Genomic DNA, 18490 nt, shown 5'->3' with positions numbered 1-18490 from the left:
CTTTTATTCCTTATACTGTTCACCTCCCGATATACCAACCCTATGCCAGTCTAGTATAACAACTGATTACCAACCAATTAAGGTAATTTAATAAAACAAAACTGTCCGAAATCGGACAGTTTTGTTCAAGTACGGACGCTGCTGGGCGCTAGTTTATTCGTTAGACGGAAAGGCTCCCGGTTACTCAGCCCGTAAACTCTTCACCGGGTTCATCAGGGCGGCCCTGATGCTCTGACTGATTACCGTCAGCAGGGCGATCAGGACGGCCAGGGTACCTGCCAGCACAAACATCCACCACTGAATACTAATCTTATACGCAAAATCCTGCAGCCATTGCTCCATAATGTACCAGGTCAGGGGGGTGGCCAGGACCAGGGCGATCAGCACTAGCTTGATAAAATCTCCGGACAATAGCGACACGATACTCAAAATATCCGCGCCAAGTACCTTACGTACGCCTATTTCTTTGGTGCGCTGCTGAGCCGCAAAGGCCGCCAGGCCAAACAGCCCCAGGCAGGAGATCAGAATAGAAATAAGTGTAAAAGAATTAACAATCCGGGCCGTACGGGCGTCAGCGGCGTAGTTGCGCTGGAAATCTTCATCCAGAAAACTGTATGTAAAGGGCTCGCCCGGCATCAAAGCGTTCCATTTGGATTCCAGAGCGGAAAGTGCCTTGCTGACGTCGCTGGTGTTTACGTGGGCAATGATATACCGGAAGTCGTTGCCCAGGTGCAGAAAAAAAGCGTACGGCTCGATAGCCTGGTGCAGATCCGCAAAGTGAAAATCTTTGACAACGCCCACAATCTCGAGGGGATAGATCGAGTCGTCGCCTTCGCGGAAGTGGAGCCGGGCACCTACGGCCTTATGCAGCGGGATGCCAAACTTGCGCAGGGTTGCTTCGTTGACCACCATTCGGGAGTTGGTATCACCCGGAAATTTCTCCGACAACATGCGGCCCGCGACCATCGTAAAGCCCATTGTTTGCATGAAATCTGGTGCTACCCAGTTGGTTTTGACCAACGATGCTTCGTTCACACTTTGGTCGGGACGGTACACCGATATGTCGCTGGGATTGATGATGCCTGGGTAGTAAGAGGTACCTGAAGCCGCAGTGATCTGATTATTCTGTAAAATCTCCTGGCGCAGCGCGTGGTATGCCTGCCGGGATTTATCACTCCGCAGCGGAATGACCAATTGCTGCTCTTTGGTAAAACCCAGCGGCTGGTCGCGCATGAACTGGATCTGCCTTTGGATCACCAGCGTAGCCACTACCAAGCCGATCGAAATCACAAATTGGAACACCACCAATCCGCGTCGCAAAGCCGTAGCCGAAACCGAATTGACAAACCTACCCTTGATCACATCCAGGGGATTGAAGACTGACAGGTAAAACGCCGGATAACTACCCGCCAGCAGGCCGGTCAGGAAAGCCAACCCAACTAAAGCCAACATGATTTCGGGCCGAAGCAAGTCCTGAATATCCAGTGCTTTGTCGGCCATTTGGTTGAACGCTGGCAGGAAAAGTAACACCCCGGCTACCGCTACTATCAGCGCCAGGAAGGTAAGTACCATCGACTCGCCCAGAAACTGTCCGATCAGGTTGCCTTTACCAGCTCCCATTACTTTGCGTACCCCTACCTCCGCAGCCCGCTTGGCCGAACGTGCCGTGGCCAGGTTCATGAAGTTGATACAGGCAATGAGCAGCGTAAACAAGGCAATGGAAGCCAGCACGTACAGGTAGGTAGTACTGGTGGTAGGTGTCACGATGGCATTGATCCTGCTAAATAGGTGAATATCCGGCACCGGCAGCAGGAAGAGGTATTTTTCCACACCGGTGGCTTTTAAATCCTGCCGGGCGTACTTGTCTACAAAAGCGGGTAGTTTCTGGGCAAACTGCGTCGCGTTAGTACCTTCCCTCAGCCGGACGTACGTAAAAAACATACTGTTGTTGGTGAAGTCCTGCGGCTGGTCGCGCAGGAAGCCACCCACCCAACCGGCCGTCATGGGAAGAAAATAGCGGGCGTCAATGTGCGAGCGAGTACTTTCGTTTCGGTAGACGCCCGTAACGTTATAGCTTTCGCCGTACCCACTCGCCCCGCCAATGCGGATCGTCCGACCCAGGGCGGGTACTCCGCCAAATAGCTTCCGGGCCACGTCATCCGACAGCACCACCGACTTAGGATCGGCCAGCGCCGTGCGGGCATCGCCTTCCAGGAAGTCATACGTAAACACGTCGAAAAAAGTAGAGTCGACCTGGTAGCCGTTGGTTTCGTAGAAGGACTTTACGGCCTGGCCCGGCTCCTCTATTTTCAGCAAAGCCTGGCTTTCGATAAAGTTTGGCCACAGACGCGTCACCTGCACTACCTCGGGGTACTCCGCCTTGATGGCCTGGGCGTAGGGCGAGGGCGCGCGCGGGTTATCCATCTTATCACCGTTGCGCCATATTTCGCTTCGTAGTAAATAAATATCCTTAGCGAAGGTGTGGTGCCGGTCGAACGAAAGCTCACTGCGAATGTAAAGCAGCAGCAACATACAGCAGGCCATACCCAAGGCCAGCCCCAATACATTAATTGCAGAGAAGGTTTTGTTGCGGACTATATTCCGCCAGGCAATTTTGAAGTAGTTGGTGAGCATGGCTGTGTTAGCTATCAGCTGTTAGCTTTTAGACGGTCCGCCGCGCGGTATTAGCTTTCAATGTTTTTCAAAAATGCAAAGAATCGCACCTGCAAATAAGGCGCTTTCACCCATTATACATTATACATTTTCCATTATACATTACTCGCTCCTGAGCGTGCGCACCGGATTCATCAGGGCGGCTTTGACTCCTTGTAGGCCTATTGTCAATAACGCGACCGCAATAGCTACCAGTCCGGCTACGAGTAGCAGCCACCACTCCACCGTGATGTGGTAGGCGAAGTTCTGCAGCCACTGGTCCATGGCCCACCAGGCCAGCGGCGAGGCTACTGCGATAGCGACGAGTACCAGCACCAGAAAGTCTCTGGAAAGCAGCGCCACGATACCGGCCACACTGGCTCCCAGTACCTTGCGGACACCAATCTCCTTCGTACGCTGCTCGGCCATCAGCGCCGACAAGCCAAACAGGCCCATGCAGGCAATGAGTACCGCCAGCAGGGTAAATACCACTACGACCTCGCCGAATACCAGCTCACGCCGGTACTGCCGGGCGAGCTGCTGGTCCAGAAAATCATATTCAAAGGGCTGGTTAGGTACCACCCGCTTCCAGGCTTTCTCGAGATCGGTAATAACGGTACCTACCGGCCCCTGTACCCGTACCACCAGCTGGCTATAGCCGCTGGGCCGTACCAGCATCACCAGGGGCTCCACGGTCTGGTGCAGTGAGGCATGGTGAATATCTTTGATGACGCCTACTACCTTGCCTTTGGGGGCGAAGCGCCCTCCTACCTGTACCTGCTTACCCAGGGGCTGCTGCCAGCCCAGGGTGCGGGCGGCGGTTTCGTTGATGAGGTAGGCGTCGGTCGTATCGGTACCAAAGCGGGTAGAGAAATCGCGTCCGGCGGCCAGACCGATGCCGAGGGTACTTACGAAGTCCTCATCTACCCACAGCATATCCACCGGTCGCGGCTCCGACTGCCCCTCCCAGATCACCCGCATTTTCTCAATGGTGCTACCCGGCACACCGGAAGCCGCCGCTACCTTTCCGACACCTTTGATGGAGCGAAATGCCTCTTTCAGGACCGGTAACTGTTCATTGCTACCGTACCCTTTCACAATCAGGACGGATTCCTTCTCAAAGCCCAGCGGCTGGCTCTGCCAGTGGTCCAGCTGGCGGTACAATACCAGCGAGGCGATCAGCAGAAATACCGAAACCGAAAACTGCCCAACCAGCAGGCCCTTGTGCAGCCAGGTGAGTGAGCGGGTGGTGGTCAAGCCATTTTTCAAGGTCGCAGCCAGGTTCAACCGGGCAATGAAGCGCGCGGGCAGTAGCCCTACCGCCACAATGATTACTCCAATGCCCGCTACTACCAACCCGTTGTATTCGGTACTTATCAGGAGCGCCTCGCTATATGACTCTCCGGTTAGCCGCTCGAGCCAGGGCAGGGCCAGCCAGCTAAACAGAGCCGTCAGTACCAGAGCTATGGTGGTGAGCAATGCGGCCTCCATCAGCAGTTGCAGGGGGAGCTGGGTACGACCCGCGCCAAGTACCTTCCTGACGCTCATCTCCACGAGCCGGCGCGACAGGCGGGTCAGTTGCAGGTTAATAGAGTTGATACACGATACCAGTAGGACCAATACCGCCACCACGCCAAGTACTTTCACATAGAGAGCCTTGCCGTTGGGCTGTACTTCCCACTGCCGGTCGGAGTAGAGATGAATGTCCGTCAACAGCTGTAGCTCAAACCCATACTCGTACCCGCGCATTTCTTTAAAGTCCGGCAGGTGCTTACTGACCAGCCCGGCCACCTTCTGAGAAAGTACTTCCGGGCGGCTGCCCGGACTAACTACCAAGTAGGTATAAGTCAGGTCCCAGCCCCAGAGTGAGAGCATATCGCTGTACTTCTCCTTTACAATATCAAACGAAGCGATGATGTCCGCCTCCAGGTGTGAAGGCGAATAGCTATCACGTAGTACTCCCGTTACTTCAACCTCGTATTTTCCATCCAGAGTCAGCTTCTGCCCCAGTGGGTCCTGGTTACCAAAGTACTTCTGCGCGGCGCGCTCGGTCAGTACCACCGAACTAGGGCGCAGCAGAGCCGTGGCCGGCTGACCCGCTATGAATGCATAGCCACCTAATACCTGAAAGAAAGTGGAGTCAGCAAATATGAGGTCTGATTCGTAAAAAGTACGGTCAGGACCGGAAGCCACCAGGGTCTTCTGCGTAGTCCACTGCGGGCTGAATACCTGCGTAGTTTGTACTACTTCGGGTAGCTCCTGCTGAACCAGCTGCGCCAGGGGTACCGGAGCGGTAGCATACTTCTTCTGCTCACCGTTAGTGTAGTTGCGATCAGCCACCAGCCGGTACACCTCCTGCTGCCGGACGTGGTGTTGGTCGTAGGCCAGTTCGTGGCTAATGTACAGCCCGATCAGCAAACAGCTCGTCAAGCCAACGGCCAGACTCATCAGGTTAATCAGCGTCAGCCACTGGTTTTTCCATAAGTACCGCCAGGCTATTTTGAGGTAGTTGACAATCATAAGCGATAGGCTGTATGCTTTAGGCTATAGGCTTTTTTACGTTTTATAGTCCCTTATCCAGGGCCAGTGTCTCACAGGCCTTAGGTACCTTGCCCGGTGCATGCCTGGGTCTCTTTATCCATGGCCTGTGTTTCCACAGGCCTGTAAAGACGTTACCTTCGGCACATTCCTCTTTTTCTCCCTTTGTACCTTCCAGACGTAATACACACCTGTCTCTGCACCAACACTATGCCAGTCCGCCACACCTTCTGTATATCAATATGTTACAGACCCATATAAGCCAAAAACTGTCCGATATCGGACAGTTTTTGCGCGCCTGCGAACAGGCTCCTAGGTACGATTCATTTCTTCCAGACTGTTGTTTCTCCGCTTCACGTCTACCTTCTGCCCTTTACTGAAATTGTAGCGGAGGGTAGCGCCCACACTACGCCAGCGGAAGTACTGGTCAAACTCGTTGACGTTGCCGCCGATGTCGGTGGTCCAGTAGTAGCGGAAGCCCTTGAACAGGTCATTGGCGTTGACGGTCAGGTCCAGCTTTTTCTTCTTGAAGCTCCGCTTGAAGGCTACATCTACTCTATGCATGGGTGCCATGTGGTACAGGCCCGAGGCAGCCGGACCACGGTACAGCAGGTTCAGCTCCATGCGTACCTCCAGCGGCAGCTGTATGGTGTGGTTGGACTGCAGCATGAAGAACACCTGGTCATTTACGAGTGGTCCTTCATTGGATACCATCGTGAACTTGCTGTACGAAAGTACCGTCGTGTTCTGGGTGTCCCACCACTTCGCAATTTTGAGCGGGGCTACGCCCGTGAAGCCGATGTTATACCCGTCGTTGACATTGCCTGTGGTATAAATAGTGGTGGCATTGGCAACGTCCAGTATAGGAATCTCGGCCATGACATCGCGGTTGTAGTTATAAAAGGCATTCAGATTATATACCTTTTTAAACGTTTGGTTAATCCCAAACGACTGGGTGTACTGCGGCCGCAGGTACGGATTGCCCTCCGTATAGGTATACGGGTCACGGTACGATCGGAAGGGGTTGAGGTTGCCGTAGTTGGGGCGCGTCAGGCGGCGGCTGTAGCTGTAGCTGACCTGGTAGTCCTCACGTACCTTTTGCTGCAAAAACAGGCTGGGGAAGAAGTTGAGGTAGTCGCGCTCGGTCACCTGCCCGGTCGTATAGGAGGTACCCAGCGAACTGGTATTCTCCGCCCGTAGCCCCGCCTGTAGGGTAAAGCGCTTGCTGAGCTTGCCGTTCCAGTTGACGTAAGCGGCCAGAATGCTCTCGCGGTAGTTGAAGTGGTTGGTCCGCTGCGGGTCTAGTACCAATCTTTCGTTGTTGAAGTAGAAGCGAAAATCATTATCCGAGACAACTCGACTGCCCTTTATCCCCGCCTCCATCTTGTGTCCAGGTGCCAGCGGACGCGTGAAGTCTACCTTAGCCGAGTATATATTGTAGCCGTTGGGAGTATTGGTATACAAGAAATCCCGGGTCTGCTGTCCGGTAGCCAGGTCGGTAAAGTAGTTGTAGAAGTTGGCCTCGCCCCGGTTGCCGATGCGGGCATAATCCAGGTCCGTCGAGAGCGTGGTACCCAGCGTATCCAACTTGCCGGTATAGTGCAGATTAGAAGTAAAGCTGGTGAACGTGTTGCTACTGATATTATCGGCATCGATGTACTGCGAAGGCGTAGCCGGTGCGTAACCAATGTAGGTATCTGTCAGGAAGTCCGACACGGCGCGATTGGTAACGTAGTAGGACGTAAACCCGACGCTGTGCCGGTCGTTGAGGCTGTAGTCCGTGCCCAGCCGCACCGACGGCGGCCCTTCGGCTGTAAAGTTGCCGGTAGCGACCTGGTCGAAGTAGGTGGTGCGGTCCTGGCCGTAGAAGATACGGGTGAAGGTAGCTTCGCGGCCTCCTACCCGACGGGCCGCGTCGAGGTTCAGGAAGGAGTTCCAGCGGCCGCTCTTGTGGTTGATGTTTCCGCCGTAGGTATAGCCGTACTGCTGGAAGTTATTGGTATAGCCCGCATACACGCTACCATTGATGCCCCGCTGCGTATTCTTTTTCAGATTGATATTGAGGATACCCGAGGTACCTTCAGCGTCGTACTTAGCGGATGGATTAGTGATAATCTCGATGTTCTTGATATTCTCCGCCGACATCCCTTCCAGCATCGCCCGCAGATCCCGCGCCGAGAGGTAAGTGAGCCGCCCGTCGATCATCACGGTGACACCACTGCGGCCGTTGAGCTGAATATTGCCTTCGGCGTCGACGAATACCCCCGGTGAGCGGGCCAGTACCGTAAAAGCCGTGTTGCCCGCCGCCATGGCGGTACCTTCTACGCTCACCACCATCCGGTCGGCTTCCTGCGTAATGGTAGGCCGCATGGCCTGCACGTTTACTTCTTTCAGATTAGTAGCCACAACCGGTAGCTGAATGGGCCCCACATTAGCGCGGGGCCGCTGCTCCGTTAGCGCTATACCACGGATGGTTTTGGTCTCGTAGCCCAGGAAGCTCACTACCAGTTCATATTCACCCAACGCTACTCCTGTAAAGGTGAACCTGCCCTGTCCGTCTGTAAGGGTACCGGCGGTGGACTGGGTCTGGCCTTTGGGTAGCAGCGCCACGGTAGCGTACTCAATGGGTTTGGTGGTAGTAGAGTCGAGCAGGAGGCCCGAGATAACTCCCGGAGGGGTAGTTTGGGCCTTCAACACAGTTGAGAACAGCAGGAAAAGGCATAGTTTGCCCAACCAAACAAGTAGACTTTTTTTCATGGCTAGCAGAATAGTAAAAGGTGTTGAATAGTATCTTAATTAGAGGTGTTGACAGCGGGCGGAGGCTATACCCCCACCCCTTCTGCCATAACCTGAGGCTTTAGTTAATGGGGCGCCAGGCTGATCTACTAGCCCTTTGGTGGCGTTACACCCGTTGATTTTAGATTGACATAGGTACCGTAAGGAACATTCTTGAATCCCGCGTCTTCAAAGCTCCTGATAAACTCAGGAGTCACTCCCACTGACTTAAAATTGATGATGGTACCGTAGGGTATATCCCGATACCCCGCCTTTTCGAAACTCTGGATATAGTCCGGAGTCACCCCTACTGATTTGAAATTGATCATGGTACCCGGCGGGATGTTCTTGTAACCTTTGTCATGAAAGCCCTTGATAAATTCATCGGTAATCCCGACCATTTTAGAGTTGATCATTACACCCAGCGGATCAGTATCTTCCGGTCCGGGCTCCGGCACATCAAGTGTATCCTGCTTGTCCGCTTTACCTACTCCAAAAGTGGCCAGTGAAGTAAGATCCTGCTTCTTCAGTTGGGTATATCCGTGCTTTTTCAGCGTTTGTACATAGGCGTTGGATATGTCCAGCAAGAAGAATGTCATCAGTTCTTCATCTTCTTTGATACGAATTCCTTCCTTGCTCATTAAGTCGCGATAACTCTTGTTGCCTATGAACTCATAGTGGCCTGAGCCTTTATTCTCTTTGAAGCTTCCTGTTAACTGTAAAGTACCTGCTTCACGTGTCAATGAGAAAGTATCAGAGCCCTTCGCTGAGTATCCCTCTAATTCACTAAGTCGGAACTGGCTGCTCCGATCGCCGTAGCGGTCAAAGAACTGCACCGTCACCCGGTCTCCTTCCAGGGTAGCCAACCAGGTACCCTCTGCTTTTTCAGGCTTTGATTGGGCCACCGGTTCAAAATTCACATTGATGGATTCCCCCCTTGCCATGGGTTCATTGAGCAGGCATACCGTAAGTACCAGGACTGGAAGCAGGAAGAAGTACTTCCAGGCTGAATTCAGATTTGATTTTTTCGCGTTCATCATGGCTATTCTTCTTTTTAGAAGTGATTGATTGTAATTGGTCGTAAGACTGAGCGGAAAATGGGGAGCCGCTACTTTCAAAAGACTCATCTGATAGGCGGTTTTCTCGCAGTCACCCTGTTGAAGCACCTGATCATCAGTCAGAAACTCCAGGTTGGTTTCCATCTCTCTGCGGTACAGCCACGCCAGAGGATTGAACCACTGAAAAACCAGCATTACCTCTGCGAGCACGAGGTCCAGGGTATGCCCCTGCTGCACATGAACCTTCTCATGTATCAGGATTTGTTCGTAGGTCTCCCAGTCGTATTTTTCGGGATTGATAAAAATAGTATTTCCAAAGGAGCAGGGGGCCTGATCGCCGCTTAATTCCACAATACGGTACCTCCCGTCCCGTATGACCGGACCCGAGTACGCCCGGTAGCCTAACATACTGAGCTGTACCAGGAAATTGAGGCTGAAGGCGGCTACCCCAATCCAATAAATCCACGTAACCAGAGTACCAAGCTGTTCAACATAAAAAGAACTTTCTGGTAGTACAGTTGTCAGGTTGCCGGATACCAGGTGATCACCCTGAGATAACCCGGAGGCCGATTGAATTCTACCAGATACGGACGGTTCCGACTGCTGGGCAGTCGGGGGAGTACCCTGTAGGCTAATCGCCCATTGATGAGGAACAGGAGCCAGTGGAAGCAGGAACGACAGCAACAGGCAAGCCAGTAACAGGAAACGGTTCAGCTGGTAGAAAGTCTCTTTCTGCAGCAGAATCCTATAAAATACATAGCAGCAGCCAACAAGCAGGGCCGTATGCAGAATGTAAGGTATCATTTCTTCTGGGCTTTAATGATTTCCAGGACCTCCTTCAACTCCTCTTCGGTCAGATTCTGCTCTTTGGCAAAATAAGCTAGCATGCGCGGGTACGAATTATCAAAGTACTGATTGACAATATCCTTAATGGTGTGATTCTGGTATTCTTCGCGGGCAATGATCGGATGATAGCAGTTCATATTTCCTACCGTTTCATGGGCTAGGTACCCCTTTCCTTCCAGAATTTTTACCATAGTTGCTACACTGTTATAGTGGGGCTTGGGGTCAGGAAGGAGGGGAATCACATCCCGGATGAAAGCCTTTCCCAGGGTCCAAAAGGCGTGCATAATCTGTTCTTCTCGGTTAGCCAGTTTCATATCACTAATAAGTTAAAGGTTAAAGTACTAATAGATTAGGCGGTCTACTAATGAATTAGTATACAATTATACTACTAATCAATTAGGAATACTAATAATTTATTAGTTTTTTATTTTTAACCTAAACTAACCTCTTCTCTTACGCCTTAAGCTCAATGAAAGACAGGGCAATACAGTAACTAAAGGAGCAGTAAACAGACCTAAAACCCAGATCGGTGTCTCACAGGTTTGGGTTGTCAGGTTGGGAAAAGGCAGAATATAGGAGGAACAGAAGGCGTTGTTGTCCTGACTGGAAGCGTACATTTTTTATCATGGCTACTCAGTTAATGAGCTTGGTTAGGATGCAAGTAAGAGCAAAAGGATATGCACAAAGACACCGGAAGAGGGCTGCTGTTGCATATCCTTTTGTAAATTATTGCGGGCAAGTACCTTACCTACTTTACTTACCCCCCGCCTTCCTCACGTAGATGTTGCCCTGCATGCTCTTCATCATGATTTCCGGGCCGCCGCCGTTGATCTTGCCGTTGACCCAGTTCTCTACCGTCACGCGGTATACGCCCGACTGACTGGACCGCGTAGCCTGCGGCTGGCTTTTGTCAATATCCATGTCGAAGTCACTGTAGATATCACCCCGGTCTGACTTCATTTTTACGTTGGCTTTCATGTTGGGCGGGAAGGTAACGTCAATGCGGCCGTTGAGGGTCGAAAAGGCCATGGGTGTGTTGGCGTTGACGTTGGTAAAGGTAGCTTTGATGCTTCCGTTGATGGTATTAGCCACCGCCGAGCCGCCTACGTTGGTCAACTCAATGGGCCCGTTCACGTTGTCCACTTCCAGCTCGCCTTTAACATTCTCCACCGAAATAGTACCTCCGTTGACACTGCTTAGTTTGAGCGAAAAGCGCTCCGGTACTTTTATTGTCAGGTCCACAGCTTTGGCGTGGCTGTTGGTACTTACCTTCACCCGGTTGCTACGTTCCTCCGCCGTTAGTTCCAGTCCGTTGTTGGGCGTGATGCGGCGCATGCCGCTGGATTGGGCCTCGCTGGCGGCGGTGTTGTCTCCCTTTACTTTCTCTTTGATCTTCTCCTTACTTCCCTCTCCTTTGGCCATGCCCCGGGCACCTGAGGTAGCCTCAATGACCACATCCTTGCCGGTATGGGTCATGACCTTGATGGAGCCGTTGACCAGCCCTACTTCCAGGGCCCCCGGCTTAGCGGGATCAGACAGCGGAATGACCAGTTCTTCGGTGATGGGGTTCTGAGCGAGTAGCGTAGCAACAGGAGTTATAAGCAGTACTATGTATGTTAATAGAGTCTTCATTTTGGAATAATTAAGTAATTTATGATTGCTTTCTGATATATACATTGCCATTGAAGGTCTCGAAGCGCAGGTTCTTTCCACCACTTCCGATACGTACCGAAGTGGTTTTATCCAGCTTGTACACCGTCTTGTCGCCGCGCTGCGTCTGGTTCTTTACTACCCGCGCCGGTAGGGCCTCGGCCTGCGGAAAATCGGTATACAACTCTCCCTGGAAGCTCTTGAACTCCAGATCAGCCGATAGGTTAGCGGGGTAGACTACCTTAATATCGCCGTTGAGGGTGTAGTAGGTTGAGGCGTCGGCGGGTGCGGTCGTGTAGGTGGCTTCCAGGTTGCCGTTGATGGTATGCGCATCCGTCAGGCCCGAGGCATTGGTGAGTCCGATGGCGCCATTGATATTCCGCACCCGCAGGGCTCCCGCCACATCCTTCACCACCACGTCTCCCCGGTTAATGGTCGAGACGTTCAGGTTCATCTGGCGGGGTACCTTTACGGTAAAGTCCAGGGTGAAGTCGTAGCCCAGTTCTTTATGGTTCCAGTTGCGCTTTTCCCGGCTTGACCTATCCAGGCCGGGACGGGTGTCGAATGGCTCAGCGATGTAGGCATAGAGGGTATCACCTACCTGTTCAAAACCCAGCTTAAATTCCTGCCTGCCTTCTTCCAGCCCCTGCGGCGTCTTCGCCGTGAGCTGCTGGTCTACCTCTATACTGACCTTGTTGGACGAAGTACCTTCTACGTGGATGGAGCCGTTGATGTTGTAGATAATCAGCGTACTGGCTCCGGCGCTGCCGGTGAGGGCAAATTCCCGCACCACTTTTTCCTTGAACTCCTGTTTCTGCGCTATCGATGGAGCACAAGAGAGCACCAGCCCCCCCAGCAGGGGGAGTAAAAAGAATAGTTTCATAGCTAATGGATGTTGGTTTAGTTAGTCGTCAGGATAGATCCTTAATAGATTGTTCGATTTTGCTCTTGACCAGGTCGTTGATGTCGTCCCGGTGGAGCAGTTGCCGCAGGGGCTTGATGGACTTCTTCATCTGCAGCTTGACCATCACGTCCGCCAGGGCCACCTGTACCAGGGGCGACTCCTGTTGCGTGAGGGAGTGGACCAGTCCTTCGCGTACGCGGGCGTCGGTGGCCAGCTCGGCCAGGGCTTCCAGCGTCACCAGGCGTACGTTTACGTTCGGGTCGTTGTTGAGGGTCGTGAGCAGGGCGTCAATCACGCGGCCGTCCACATCGCTGATCTCTTTGGTGTAGCTGACCGCCCGCAGCCGCTCCGTAGCCGAAGGGTTTTCGAGCAGGGAGAGCATCATCATCTGGCGCATTTCCTCTACCTGCGTGGAGAGGGTGTCAATCTGTTGCTGGTAGGCTACCGTGGGCGTACGCTGGAGCTGCAGCCAGTAGCCTGCCAACACGCCTACCCCCAGCAGCAGAAAGCTGTACGCCAGGCGCAGGGCCTGCCGGGGCTCCCACCACTGCTTCAGCTGATGTACCCACTCGGCCCAGGTACTGCGCTGCTGCGCCTTCTCTTCCTCCTTGAACTCATCCAGCATGACGTAAAACTGCATCCGCAGCTCGGGGCGAGGCTCCGGTACCCGGATCTTCCCCATCTGTTGCCACAGCTGCCGCGTCGCGCTTAGCTCCTGCTGACAGTCAGGGCACTGGGCCAGGTGATCGTCCAGCACGGCCTTTTCAGCAGCCGGGAGCTGTTCGTTCAGCCATTCAGGCAGTTGTTCCTTTACATTATCGCAGTTCATGCTGTATCTCTTACTGTTCAATTCGTAGGTAAATCTTCTTTAACTCATTCATAGCCCGGTGCACCCGTACCTTTATGGCGCCTTCGGTAGTATCCAGGATGCGGGCTATCTCTTCGTACTTCAGCTCCTGAAAGCGGCTAAGTACCAGTACTTCGCGGTACTCCGGGCTCAGGCCCGCCAGGGCTTCCTGCAGCATGGCCAGTTCCTGTTCCTTTTGCAGCGGCTCGTCAGCCGCCAGGTCACCGCCAATCTTTTCATCGTATTCGACCATATCGTGGTGGTACGCCATCCGCTTGTTCTTCTGGGCCGTGTCGACCAGGACGTTGCGCGCCAGGTGGTACATCCAGGAGCGAAACGAGCCCTCGCCGGTGAAGCTATGGCGGTACTTTAGCATCCGGTAAAACACCGTCTGGACGATATCTTCACTCACATCGGGGCGGCCGCTCATGTGGTACAGGTAGCCGAACAACTCCCGGTGGTACCGCTCAAAGAGCAGTCCCATCTTGTCCAGGTCGCCCGCCTTGACCTTTAGCATCAGGGCATTGTCAGCTAGTGAATTCAATCGTTTGGCTGGTGGTTTAGGAATTTGACGTGAAAACCGGGGTAACCCGAGGAGGTTACAGAGAATTTTAGTTTTTTTTGTAAATATTTTCTGAACGCATCAGCTCACACCACCTCTTTTGCCCATGAACTACCCCGACAAATGGCTGCGCTTACTGGGCATTCCGTTTCTGGCCATACTGACCCGTCATATCGGGGACCCAACTCCCCTGTATGATCTGCTCCAAAAGTCTGATTACTACTATGATATACTGGCTGGCCTGGTGATCACAGCCCTTACGTGGGAAGTCAACCGCTACTGGATCCGGTACTTCGACGAGCGGTACTCCTGGATCAATGACACCTTTCAGCGCTTTACGTTGCAGGCGGTCGTTAATTTAGGATTGACGACCCTGATCCTGATCAGTACGATCATGCTGTATAACAACCTGATCATGCAGCGTGGCCCCTCCTATAACATCCACTACCTGTTTGTCATAGATGTACCCATGGGGCTGGTGTTCATTACCTTTATCAACCTGATCTACGCCATCATCAACATTGTCAGGACCTACCAAACCCAGATCAGCCACTACGAAGCCCAGCTCCGTGACCTGAGGGTGCAGCTGGCCGACGCGCAGGTACGGCCGATTGTGTTTCCGGAGCCGGAGCGGGTGGGTAAGAAAAACCTGGTAGTCAGCAAGGGAAGCGCCATGGTACCCTTATCTACGGAAGAAATTGCCTACATCTATAAGGTGAATGATTACAGCTTTGTAAAGGCCTTCGATAATCAGGAGTACCTGGTGGAGCATACGCTGGACCAGCTCACTCAGATGCTGTCCGATACGGAGTTCTACCGGATCAACCGGCAGATGATTGCCAACATAGAGGCCATTAAGCAGGTGCAACAAAAAGAACAGGGCGGCTTCGTCCTGCAACTGCTCCCCCCCTATACCGAGGAGGTCACAGTCAGCAAGAAGAAAGCCGCCGAGTTTAAGGCCTGGATGGAGCGGTAGTAGTTTATGCTTACCGGAGTTGCTTACTGGAGCACCCGCTCAATGATCCGCTTTTCGGTAGGGATACTACGGTTAATAAAGAGTATGATGGTAGCTTTTCTCTCAGGGAAGTAGAGCCATAGGGCATCTATACCTACCACTCCTCCGTCGTGCCCATAGCCAGTACCCATATCCAAATTCCAGGTCGAAAGGGCTAATCCATACTCACAGTCGCCGTTGGGGCAGGTAGGTAGCTTCACCGAGCCTTTCATTTCACTGAGCGATTGCTCATTCAGGAGCTTTCCTCCAAATAGGGCCTCCGAAAACTTCAGCAGGTCTGTAACTGTTGTGATTACTCCCCCGGCGGCACCACCGTCATCGTAGCTTTTCTCCCAGTCCCCCACATCAATCAGCTTGCCATCCCCGTAGAGGTCAAGGTACGAGCGGGCTACCCGCGGATCATCGCGCTTTTCCAGGTAAGAGTCGCTCATACCGGCGGGAGTGAAGATATATTCCTGATATAGCGTCTTCAAGGTTTTCTGCCCAGCTTTCTCAGCAATCATTCCCAACAACATAAAACCGGTATTGCTGTAAAGGAAGTGGGTGCCCGGCTCATAGGCCAGCGGTTTTCCGTACACGTACCGCTTCAGTATTTCATCGGGACGGGTCATGTCTACGTTGGCTGGTCGGTTGACGAGTGCCAGCTTGAAAGGAATATTATCATCGCCGAGGTTGCGAATGCCACTGGTATGGCTGAGCAGCTGGCGCAGGGTGATCTGGTCGGCTTTCGGGATGTTGCCCTGGGTCTGCGGGAGCCAGTCGGCCAGCTTATCATCCAGGCTGAGCTTGCCCTGCTCTTTCAGTTTCAGGATGATGGTAGAAGTCATGGGCTTAGTAATGCTGCCAATACGGATACGCTCCGTGCCCTGCATAGCGGTGCCGTGCTCGAGGTTGGACTTACCCGAGGCTCCTACCCACAAGCCACTGGCCGGGGTCTTGACCAGCATGATGGCACCAGGAGCACCGGCAGCCTTGCGGTAGTTTTCGATCTCAGTCTGGAAAAACTGGTGACGCGGGTTTTGGCTGTAATCAACCTGGGCCGGAGCGGAGGTTTGAGGTACGGTCAGTTCGGGTTCGCAGGCGGTGAAGCCGAGGCATAGCGCGGCCAGTAGTAGTTGATGCGTTATCTTTTTCATGGCTATTGTTGAATAATAAAATTGCAATTGGGTACTACTTATTAAGATTCAGACGAGCTCCTACGTGCAGCGCTTTGTGGGGCAGCACGGGCACATCCTGCTGGATGGGCATGATACCAAATACCTCGTAGCGGGTAAAGATGGCGCTGTGGTTGCGGAAGCGGTAGCCCGCTCCGAGGCCCAGCGTAGGCATAAACTTGTGACGAACGGGCGAAGCTTTGGTATACTCACCCGGACCCGTTGGCTCGTAGGTGGAGCGGGTAGAGCGCAGGTGCAGGTAGCCGCCCCCGATCGTGGCATCGGCGTAGAAGTTGCCGATATACTTCCGGTACCCTACCTCACTGCTGACAAACCAAGCGTTGTGCAGACTCTTCTGCTGGTAGAAGCCGACGTTGATGGTCTGGAACACCTGGGCGTTGGAGCGATTGCGGTAGTAAAACTCAGTACCTACCCGTACCCCCAGATTAGGATTACGGAAGAAGCCCTTGAAGTCGGGCAGGCTAATGGACTCAGAGAATACGGACACGTTGAGGGGTACCCCCGGCGCACGGCGGGAAAGAGGAGCATCCTGCGCTTTGGCCGCAGAGACCAGAGCCAACAAAGCGATGGCCCAGGTGAAGTACTTGATTTTTTTCATGGCTGTTGTTTTTGTGATTAACGATGCAAAGTTGGCCCTGAAAATGGTACCGCGCTGGCCGAAGAAGGGTGAAAGAACTGGATCCGGACCCGAAGTTCCCGAATTGGAGGGTGAAGTATCATAGATAAAAAATGGCTTTACGCGGTACTGAGGCGGATTTAGGTTCCTATTCCTTTATCTTTGCCCTGGTATGGGCTCTTTCCCCCAAACTACTATGTATCTCCTGCCATGAACTACCCCGACAAGTGGCCCCGCCTGATAGGCATACCGGTATGGGCTTTCTTTTTCCGACTTATCGGAGATATCACACCCGTTGGCGACCTGCTGAAAAGCTCTCAATTTTACCTGGACATCTTAGTTATAACCGGAGTTACCGGAATCCTCTGGGAAGGCAATCGGTTTCTCATCCGGTACCTTGACCGGCAGTACTCCTGGGCCACCCAATCTACACAGCGGCTTTTTATCCAGGGAGGAGTAGCCATGGGCTGTACCGCACTGGTCATAGCCTTATTTAGCTTTATCTATAATGATATTGTAATTGAGCGCCCACCACAGGCTACCCTCAGTATACTTATTGCGAACGACGTACCCATCGGCCTGCTTTTTACGACACTACTGCACATGGGCTATACCATGTACTGGCTGCTGGCCTACCACCGTCAGGTAGTAGCTGACCTGCAGCTACGGATCGCTGAACTGGAAGCCAATGCTCCCGGACCGTTACCTGCTCCTGCTCCGGAGAGCCGGAGCAACGAAATGAAAACGTTGCTCGTCAATCAGGGGAAAGGATTTGTACCGCTGGCAACCGAGCAGGTCGCGTACATATTTGTAGCGAACGAAACCAGCATCGTCAAGACCGTCGACAACCAGTCGTTTACGGTGGATGCTACCCTCGAGCAGCTCAGCGAGCGACTTCCTTCCAGTGAGTTTTTTCGGACCAACCGGCAGTTTATCGCCAGCCGTGTCGCCATCCGGAAGGTTGAGAACGACGGCTCCGGCCGGCTCCTGCTGCACCTGCACCCCCGCCCAGCCGAAGAGATTGCCGTCAGCCGGCGGCGGGTACCTGAGTTCCGCCAGTGGCTGGGTGCATCCTGAAAGTACCGCTGCGGCCATTTTCCCATCCAAAATGCCCTTTTCCTCCTACCGCTCACTCCCGCTAACCCGCCGCTCACCGGTTAGGGCTGACCGGTAGGGGTTCGCCGCCCCCACGCGCCTTGTTGCTGATGCTACCTTTGCCCCATCAGTCTACTTAAAAACAAGGTTTTATGAAACTACTTTTCAAATGCGTACTTCTGGCCGGGTGCCTTAGTACGCCGCTCGTACGAGCACAGGATGCCATCCACCCGCGGCACAACCGCCCAGGCCTCCCACTGACCGTTTCGGTCTTCTCGGAGTCCATTAGTCTGCCTACGTTGGCTAAGATGCAGAAAGGAGGCGTGGGCATCAAGATCGGCACTGAACTCTACTACCGCAACCGAAGCGGCTCGCAGGTTTTTCAGGCCGTAAGCGTAGGGTACTACCACCATCCCCGCGTACAAAACGGATTATTCATAAACTCCGAACTGGGCTACCGTAAGTACTTTGGCGGGCTCTATGCTGACGCCACCATCGGGGGTGGAGCCATGCTACTCCAGCCCATGGCTCCCTCCTACGTCCGCAACGAGACGGGAGGGTATCAGAAAGCCTCCTCCCATCAGATTAAGTTCATGCCTACACTGGGCCTGGGAGCGGGCTATCGCTTCCGCAACCACAGCGCCATCTTCACCCGCTATGAAGTCTTTGGTGAAATGCCGTTCAGCCAGATACTCCTGCCGCACCAGGCGCTGCACCTGGGTGCCCGTTTGAATTTTAATAAGTAAATAGTACCCAT

Annotated in this window: 14 protein-coding genes; 3 read left to right on the top strand and 11 right to left on the bottom strand. The window is 53.3% G+C overall.

Annotated elements, in window-relative coordinates; genetic code table 11:
- Positions 1 to 180: 180 nt before the first annotated feature.
- From JTN23_RS06025 to JTN23_RS05985, 9 genes are all read right to left on the bottom strand, one after another.
- A complete protein-coding gene (locus JTN23_RS06025) occupies positions 181 to 2634 on the bottom strand; it encodes an ABC transporter permease (protein ID WP_247233089.1) in 2454 nt (817 codons plus the stop codon).
- 141 nt (positions 2635 to 2775) lie between these two features.
- Positions 2776 to 5172: an ABC transporter permease gene (locus JTN23_RS06020; RefSeq protein WP_247233088.1), complete on the bottom strand. Its 2397-nt coding sequence runs from the start codon at positions 5170 to 5172 to the stop codon at positions 2776 to 2778.
- Between the two features lie 330 nt (positions 5173 to 5502).
- Positions 5503 to 7947, bottom strand: a complete 2445-nt coding sequence (locus tag JTN23_RS06015) for an outer membrane beta-barrel family protein (protein WP_247233087.1) — start codon at positions 7945 to 7947, stop codon at positions 5503 to 5505.
- A 128-nt stretch (positions 7948 to 8075) separates the two neighbouring features.
- On the bottom strand, positions 8076 to 9827 hold the full coding sequence (locus tag JTN23_RS06010) for a M56 family metallopeptidase (RefSeq protein WP_247233086.1): 1752 nt from the start codon (positions 9825 to 9827) through the stop codon (positions 8076 to 8078).
- A complete protein-coding gene (locus tag JTN23_RS06005) occupies positions 9824 to 10183 on the bottom strand; it encodes a BlaI/MecI/CopY family transcriptional regulator (protein ID WP_247233085.1) in 360 nt (119 codons plus the stop codon). The genes JTN23_RS06010 and JTN23_RS06005 overlap by 4 nt, the downstream gene beginning before the upstream one ends.
- Before the next feature lie 439 nt (positions 10184 to 10622).
- The gene (locus tag JTN23_RS06000; protein WP_247233083.1) at positions 10623 to 11501 is read right to left on the bottom strand and encodes a DUF4097 family beta strand repeat-containing protein; all 879 of its coding nucleotides are present in this window, start codon (positions 11499 to 11501) and stop codon (positions 10623 to 10625) included.
- 19 nt (positions 11502 to 11520) lie between these two features.
- The gene (locus tag JTN23_RS05995) at positions 11521 to 12402 is read right to left on the bottom strand and encodes a DUF4097 family beta strand repeat-containing protein (RefSeq protein ID WP_247233081.1); all 882 of its coding nucleotides are present in this window, start codon (positions 12400 to 12402) and stop codon (positions 11521 to 11523) included.
- A gap of 28 nt (positions 12403 to 12430) precedes the next feature.
- Positions 12431 to 13252 (bottom strand): HEAT repeat domain-containing protein, encoded by an 822-nt coding sequence (locus JTN23_RS05990; protein ID WP_247233079.1) that lies wholly within the window; start codon positions 13250 to 13252, stop codon positions 12431 to 12433.
- A 10-nt stretch (positions 13253 to 13262) separates the two neighbouring features.
- Positions 13263 to 13787, bottom strand: coding sequence for an RNA polymerase sigma factor (locus JTN23_RS05985; RefSeq protein ID WP_247233145.1), 525 nt, complete (start codon positions 13785 to 13787; stop codon positions 13263 to 13265).
- Positions 13788 to 13938: 151 nt separating this feature from the next.
- Between JTN23_RS05985 and JTN23_RS05980 the strand changes: the two genes are divergently transcribed.
- Entirely contained in the window at positions 13939 to 14808 is an 870-nt protein-coding gene (locus JTN23_RS05980; protein ID WP_247233077.1) for a LytR/AlgR family response regulator transcription factor, read from the top strand.
- Positions 14809 to 14831: 23 nt separating this feature from the next.
- On the opposite strand, the gene JTN23_RS05975 is transcribed toward JTN23_RS05980, so the two are convergent.
- Together JTN23_RS05975 and JTN23_RS05970 are read right to left on the bottom strand one after the other, a co-directional pair.
- Positions 14832 to 15983 carry a serine hydrolase domain-containing protein gene (locus tag JTN23_RS05975; protein WP_247233075.1) on the bottom strand — a complete coding sequence of 384 codons (1152 nt, stop codon included), beginning with the start codon at positions 15981 to 15983 and terminating at the stop codon, positions 14832 to 14834.
- Between the two features lie 34 nt (positions 15984 to 16017).
- Complete coding sequence (locus JTN23_RS05970) at positions 16018 to 16620, bottom strand: hypothetical protein (protein WP_247233073.1); 603 nt, start codon at positions 16618 to 16620, stop codon at positions 16018 to 16020.
- Between the two features lie 228 nt (positions 16621 to 16848).
- Between JTN23_RS05970 and JTN23_RS05965 the strand changes: the two genes are divergently transcribed.
- The gene (locus JTN23_RS05965) at positions 16849 to 17715 is read left to right on the top strand and encodes a LytR/AlgR family response regulator transcription factor (RefSeq protein ID WP_247233071.1); all 867 of its coding nucleotides are present in this window, start codon (positions 16849 to 16851) and stop codon (positions 17713 to 17715) included.
- 170 nt (positions 17716 to 17885) lie between these two features.
- Positions 17886 to 18479 (top strand): hypothetical protein, encoded by a 594-nt coding sequence (locus JTN23_RS05960; RefSeq protein ID WP_247233069.1) that lies wholly within the window; start codon positions 17886 to 17888, stop codon positions 18477 to 18479.
- The last annotated feature ends 11 nt before the right edge of the window (positions 18480 to 18490 follow it).

The organism is Telluribacter roseus, from assembly GCF_017355915.2.
Taxonomy (GTDB): domain Bacteria; phylum Bacteroidota; class Bacteroidia; order Cytophagales; family Spirosomataceae; genus Telluribacter.
Note: the sequence above shows the minus strand (reverse complement) of the source record. Positions and strands in the feature narration are given on the sequence as shown.

What these genes read in the sequence shown, in the direction of transcription:
- JTN23_RS06025 (WP_247233089.1), bottom strand. Translation starts at nt 2,634, where the DNA reads ATGCTCACCAACTACTTCAAAATTGCCTGGCGGAATATAGTCCGCAAC.
- JTN23_RS06020 (WP_247233088.1), bottom strand. Translation starts at nt 5,172, where the DNA reads ATGATTGTCAACTACCTCAAAATAGCCTGGCGGTACTTATGGAAAAAC.
- JTN23_RS06015 (WP_247233087.1), bottom strand. Translation starts at nt 7,947, where the DNA reads ATGAAAAAAAGTCTACTTGTTTGGTTGGGCAAACTATGCCTTTTCCTG.
- JTN23_RS06010 (WP_247233086.1), bottom strand. Translation starts at nt 9,827, where the DNA reads ATGATACCTTACATTCTGCATACGGCCCTGCTTGTTGGCTGCTGCTAT.
- JTN23_RS06005 (WP_247233085.1), bottom strand. Translation starts at nt 10,183, where the DNA reads ATGAAACTGGCTAACCGAGAAGAACAGATTATGCACGCCTTTTGGACC.
- JTN23_RS06000 (WP_247233083.1), bottom strand. Translation starts at nt 11,501, where the DNA reads ATGAAGACTCTATTAACATACATAGTACTGCTTATAACTCCTGTTGCT.
- JTN23_RS05995 (WP_247233081.1), bottom strand. Translation starts at nt 12,402, where the DNA reads ATGAAACTATTCTTTTTACTCCCCCTGCTGGGGGGGCTGGTGCTCTCT.
- JTN23_RS05990 (WP_247233079.1), bottom strand. Translation starts at nt 13,252, where the DNA reads ATGAACTGCGATAATGTAAAGGAACAACTGCCTGAATGGCTGAACGAA.
- JTN23_RS05985 (WP_247233145.1), bottom strand. Translation starts at nt 13,787, where the DNA reads ATGCTAAAGGTCAAGGCGGGCGACCTGGACAAGATGGGACTGCTCTTT.
- JTN23_RS05980 (WP_247233077.1), top strand. Translation starts at nt 13,939, where the DNA reads ATGAACTACCCCGACAAATGGCTGCGCTTACTGGGCATTCCGTTTCTG.
- JTN23_RS05975 (WP_247233075.1), bottom strand. Translation starts at nt 15,983, where the DNA reads ATGAAAAAGATAACGCATCAACTACTACTGGCCGCGCTATGCCTCGGC.
- JTN23_RS05970 (WP_247233073.1), bottom strand. Translation starts at nt 16,620, where the DNA reads ATGAAAAAAATCAAGTACTTCACCTGGGCCATCGCTTTGTTGGCTCTG.
- JTN23_RS05965 (WP_247233071.1), top strand. Translation starts at nt 16,849, where the DNA reads ATGAACTACCCCGACAAGTGGCCCCGCCTGATAGGCATACCGGTATGG.
- JTN23_RS05960 (WP_247233069.1), top strand. Translation starts at nt 17,886, where the DNA reads ATGAAACTACTTTTCAAATGCGTACTTCTGGCCGGGTGCCTTAGTACG.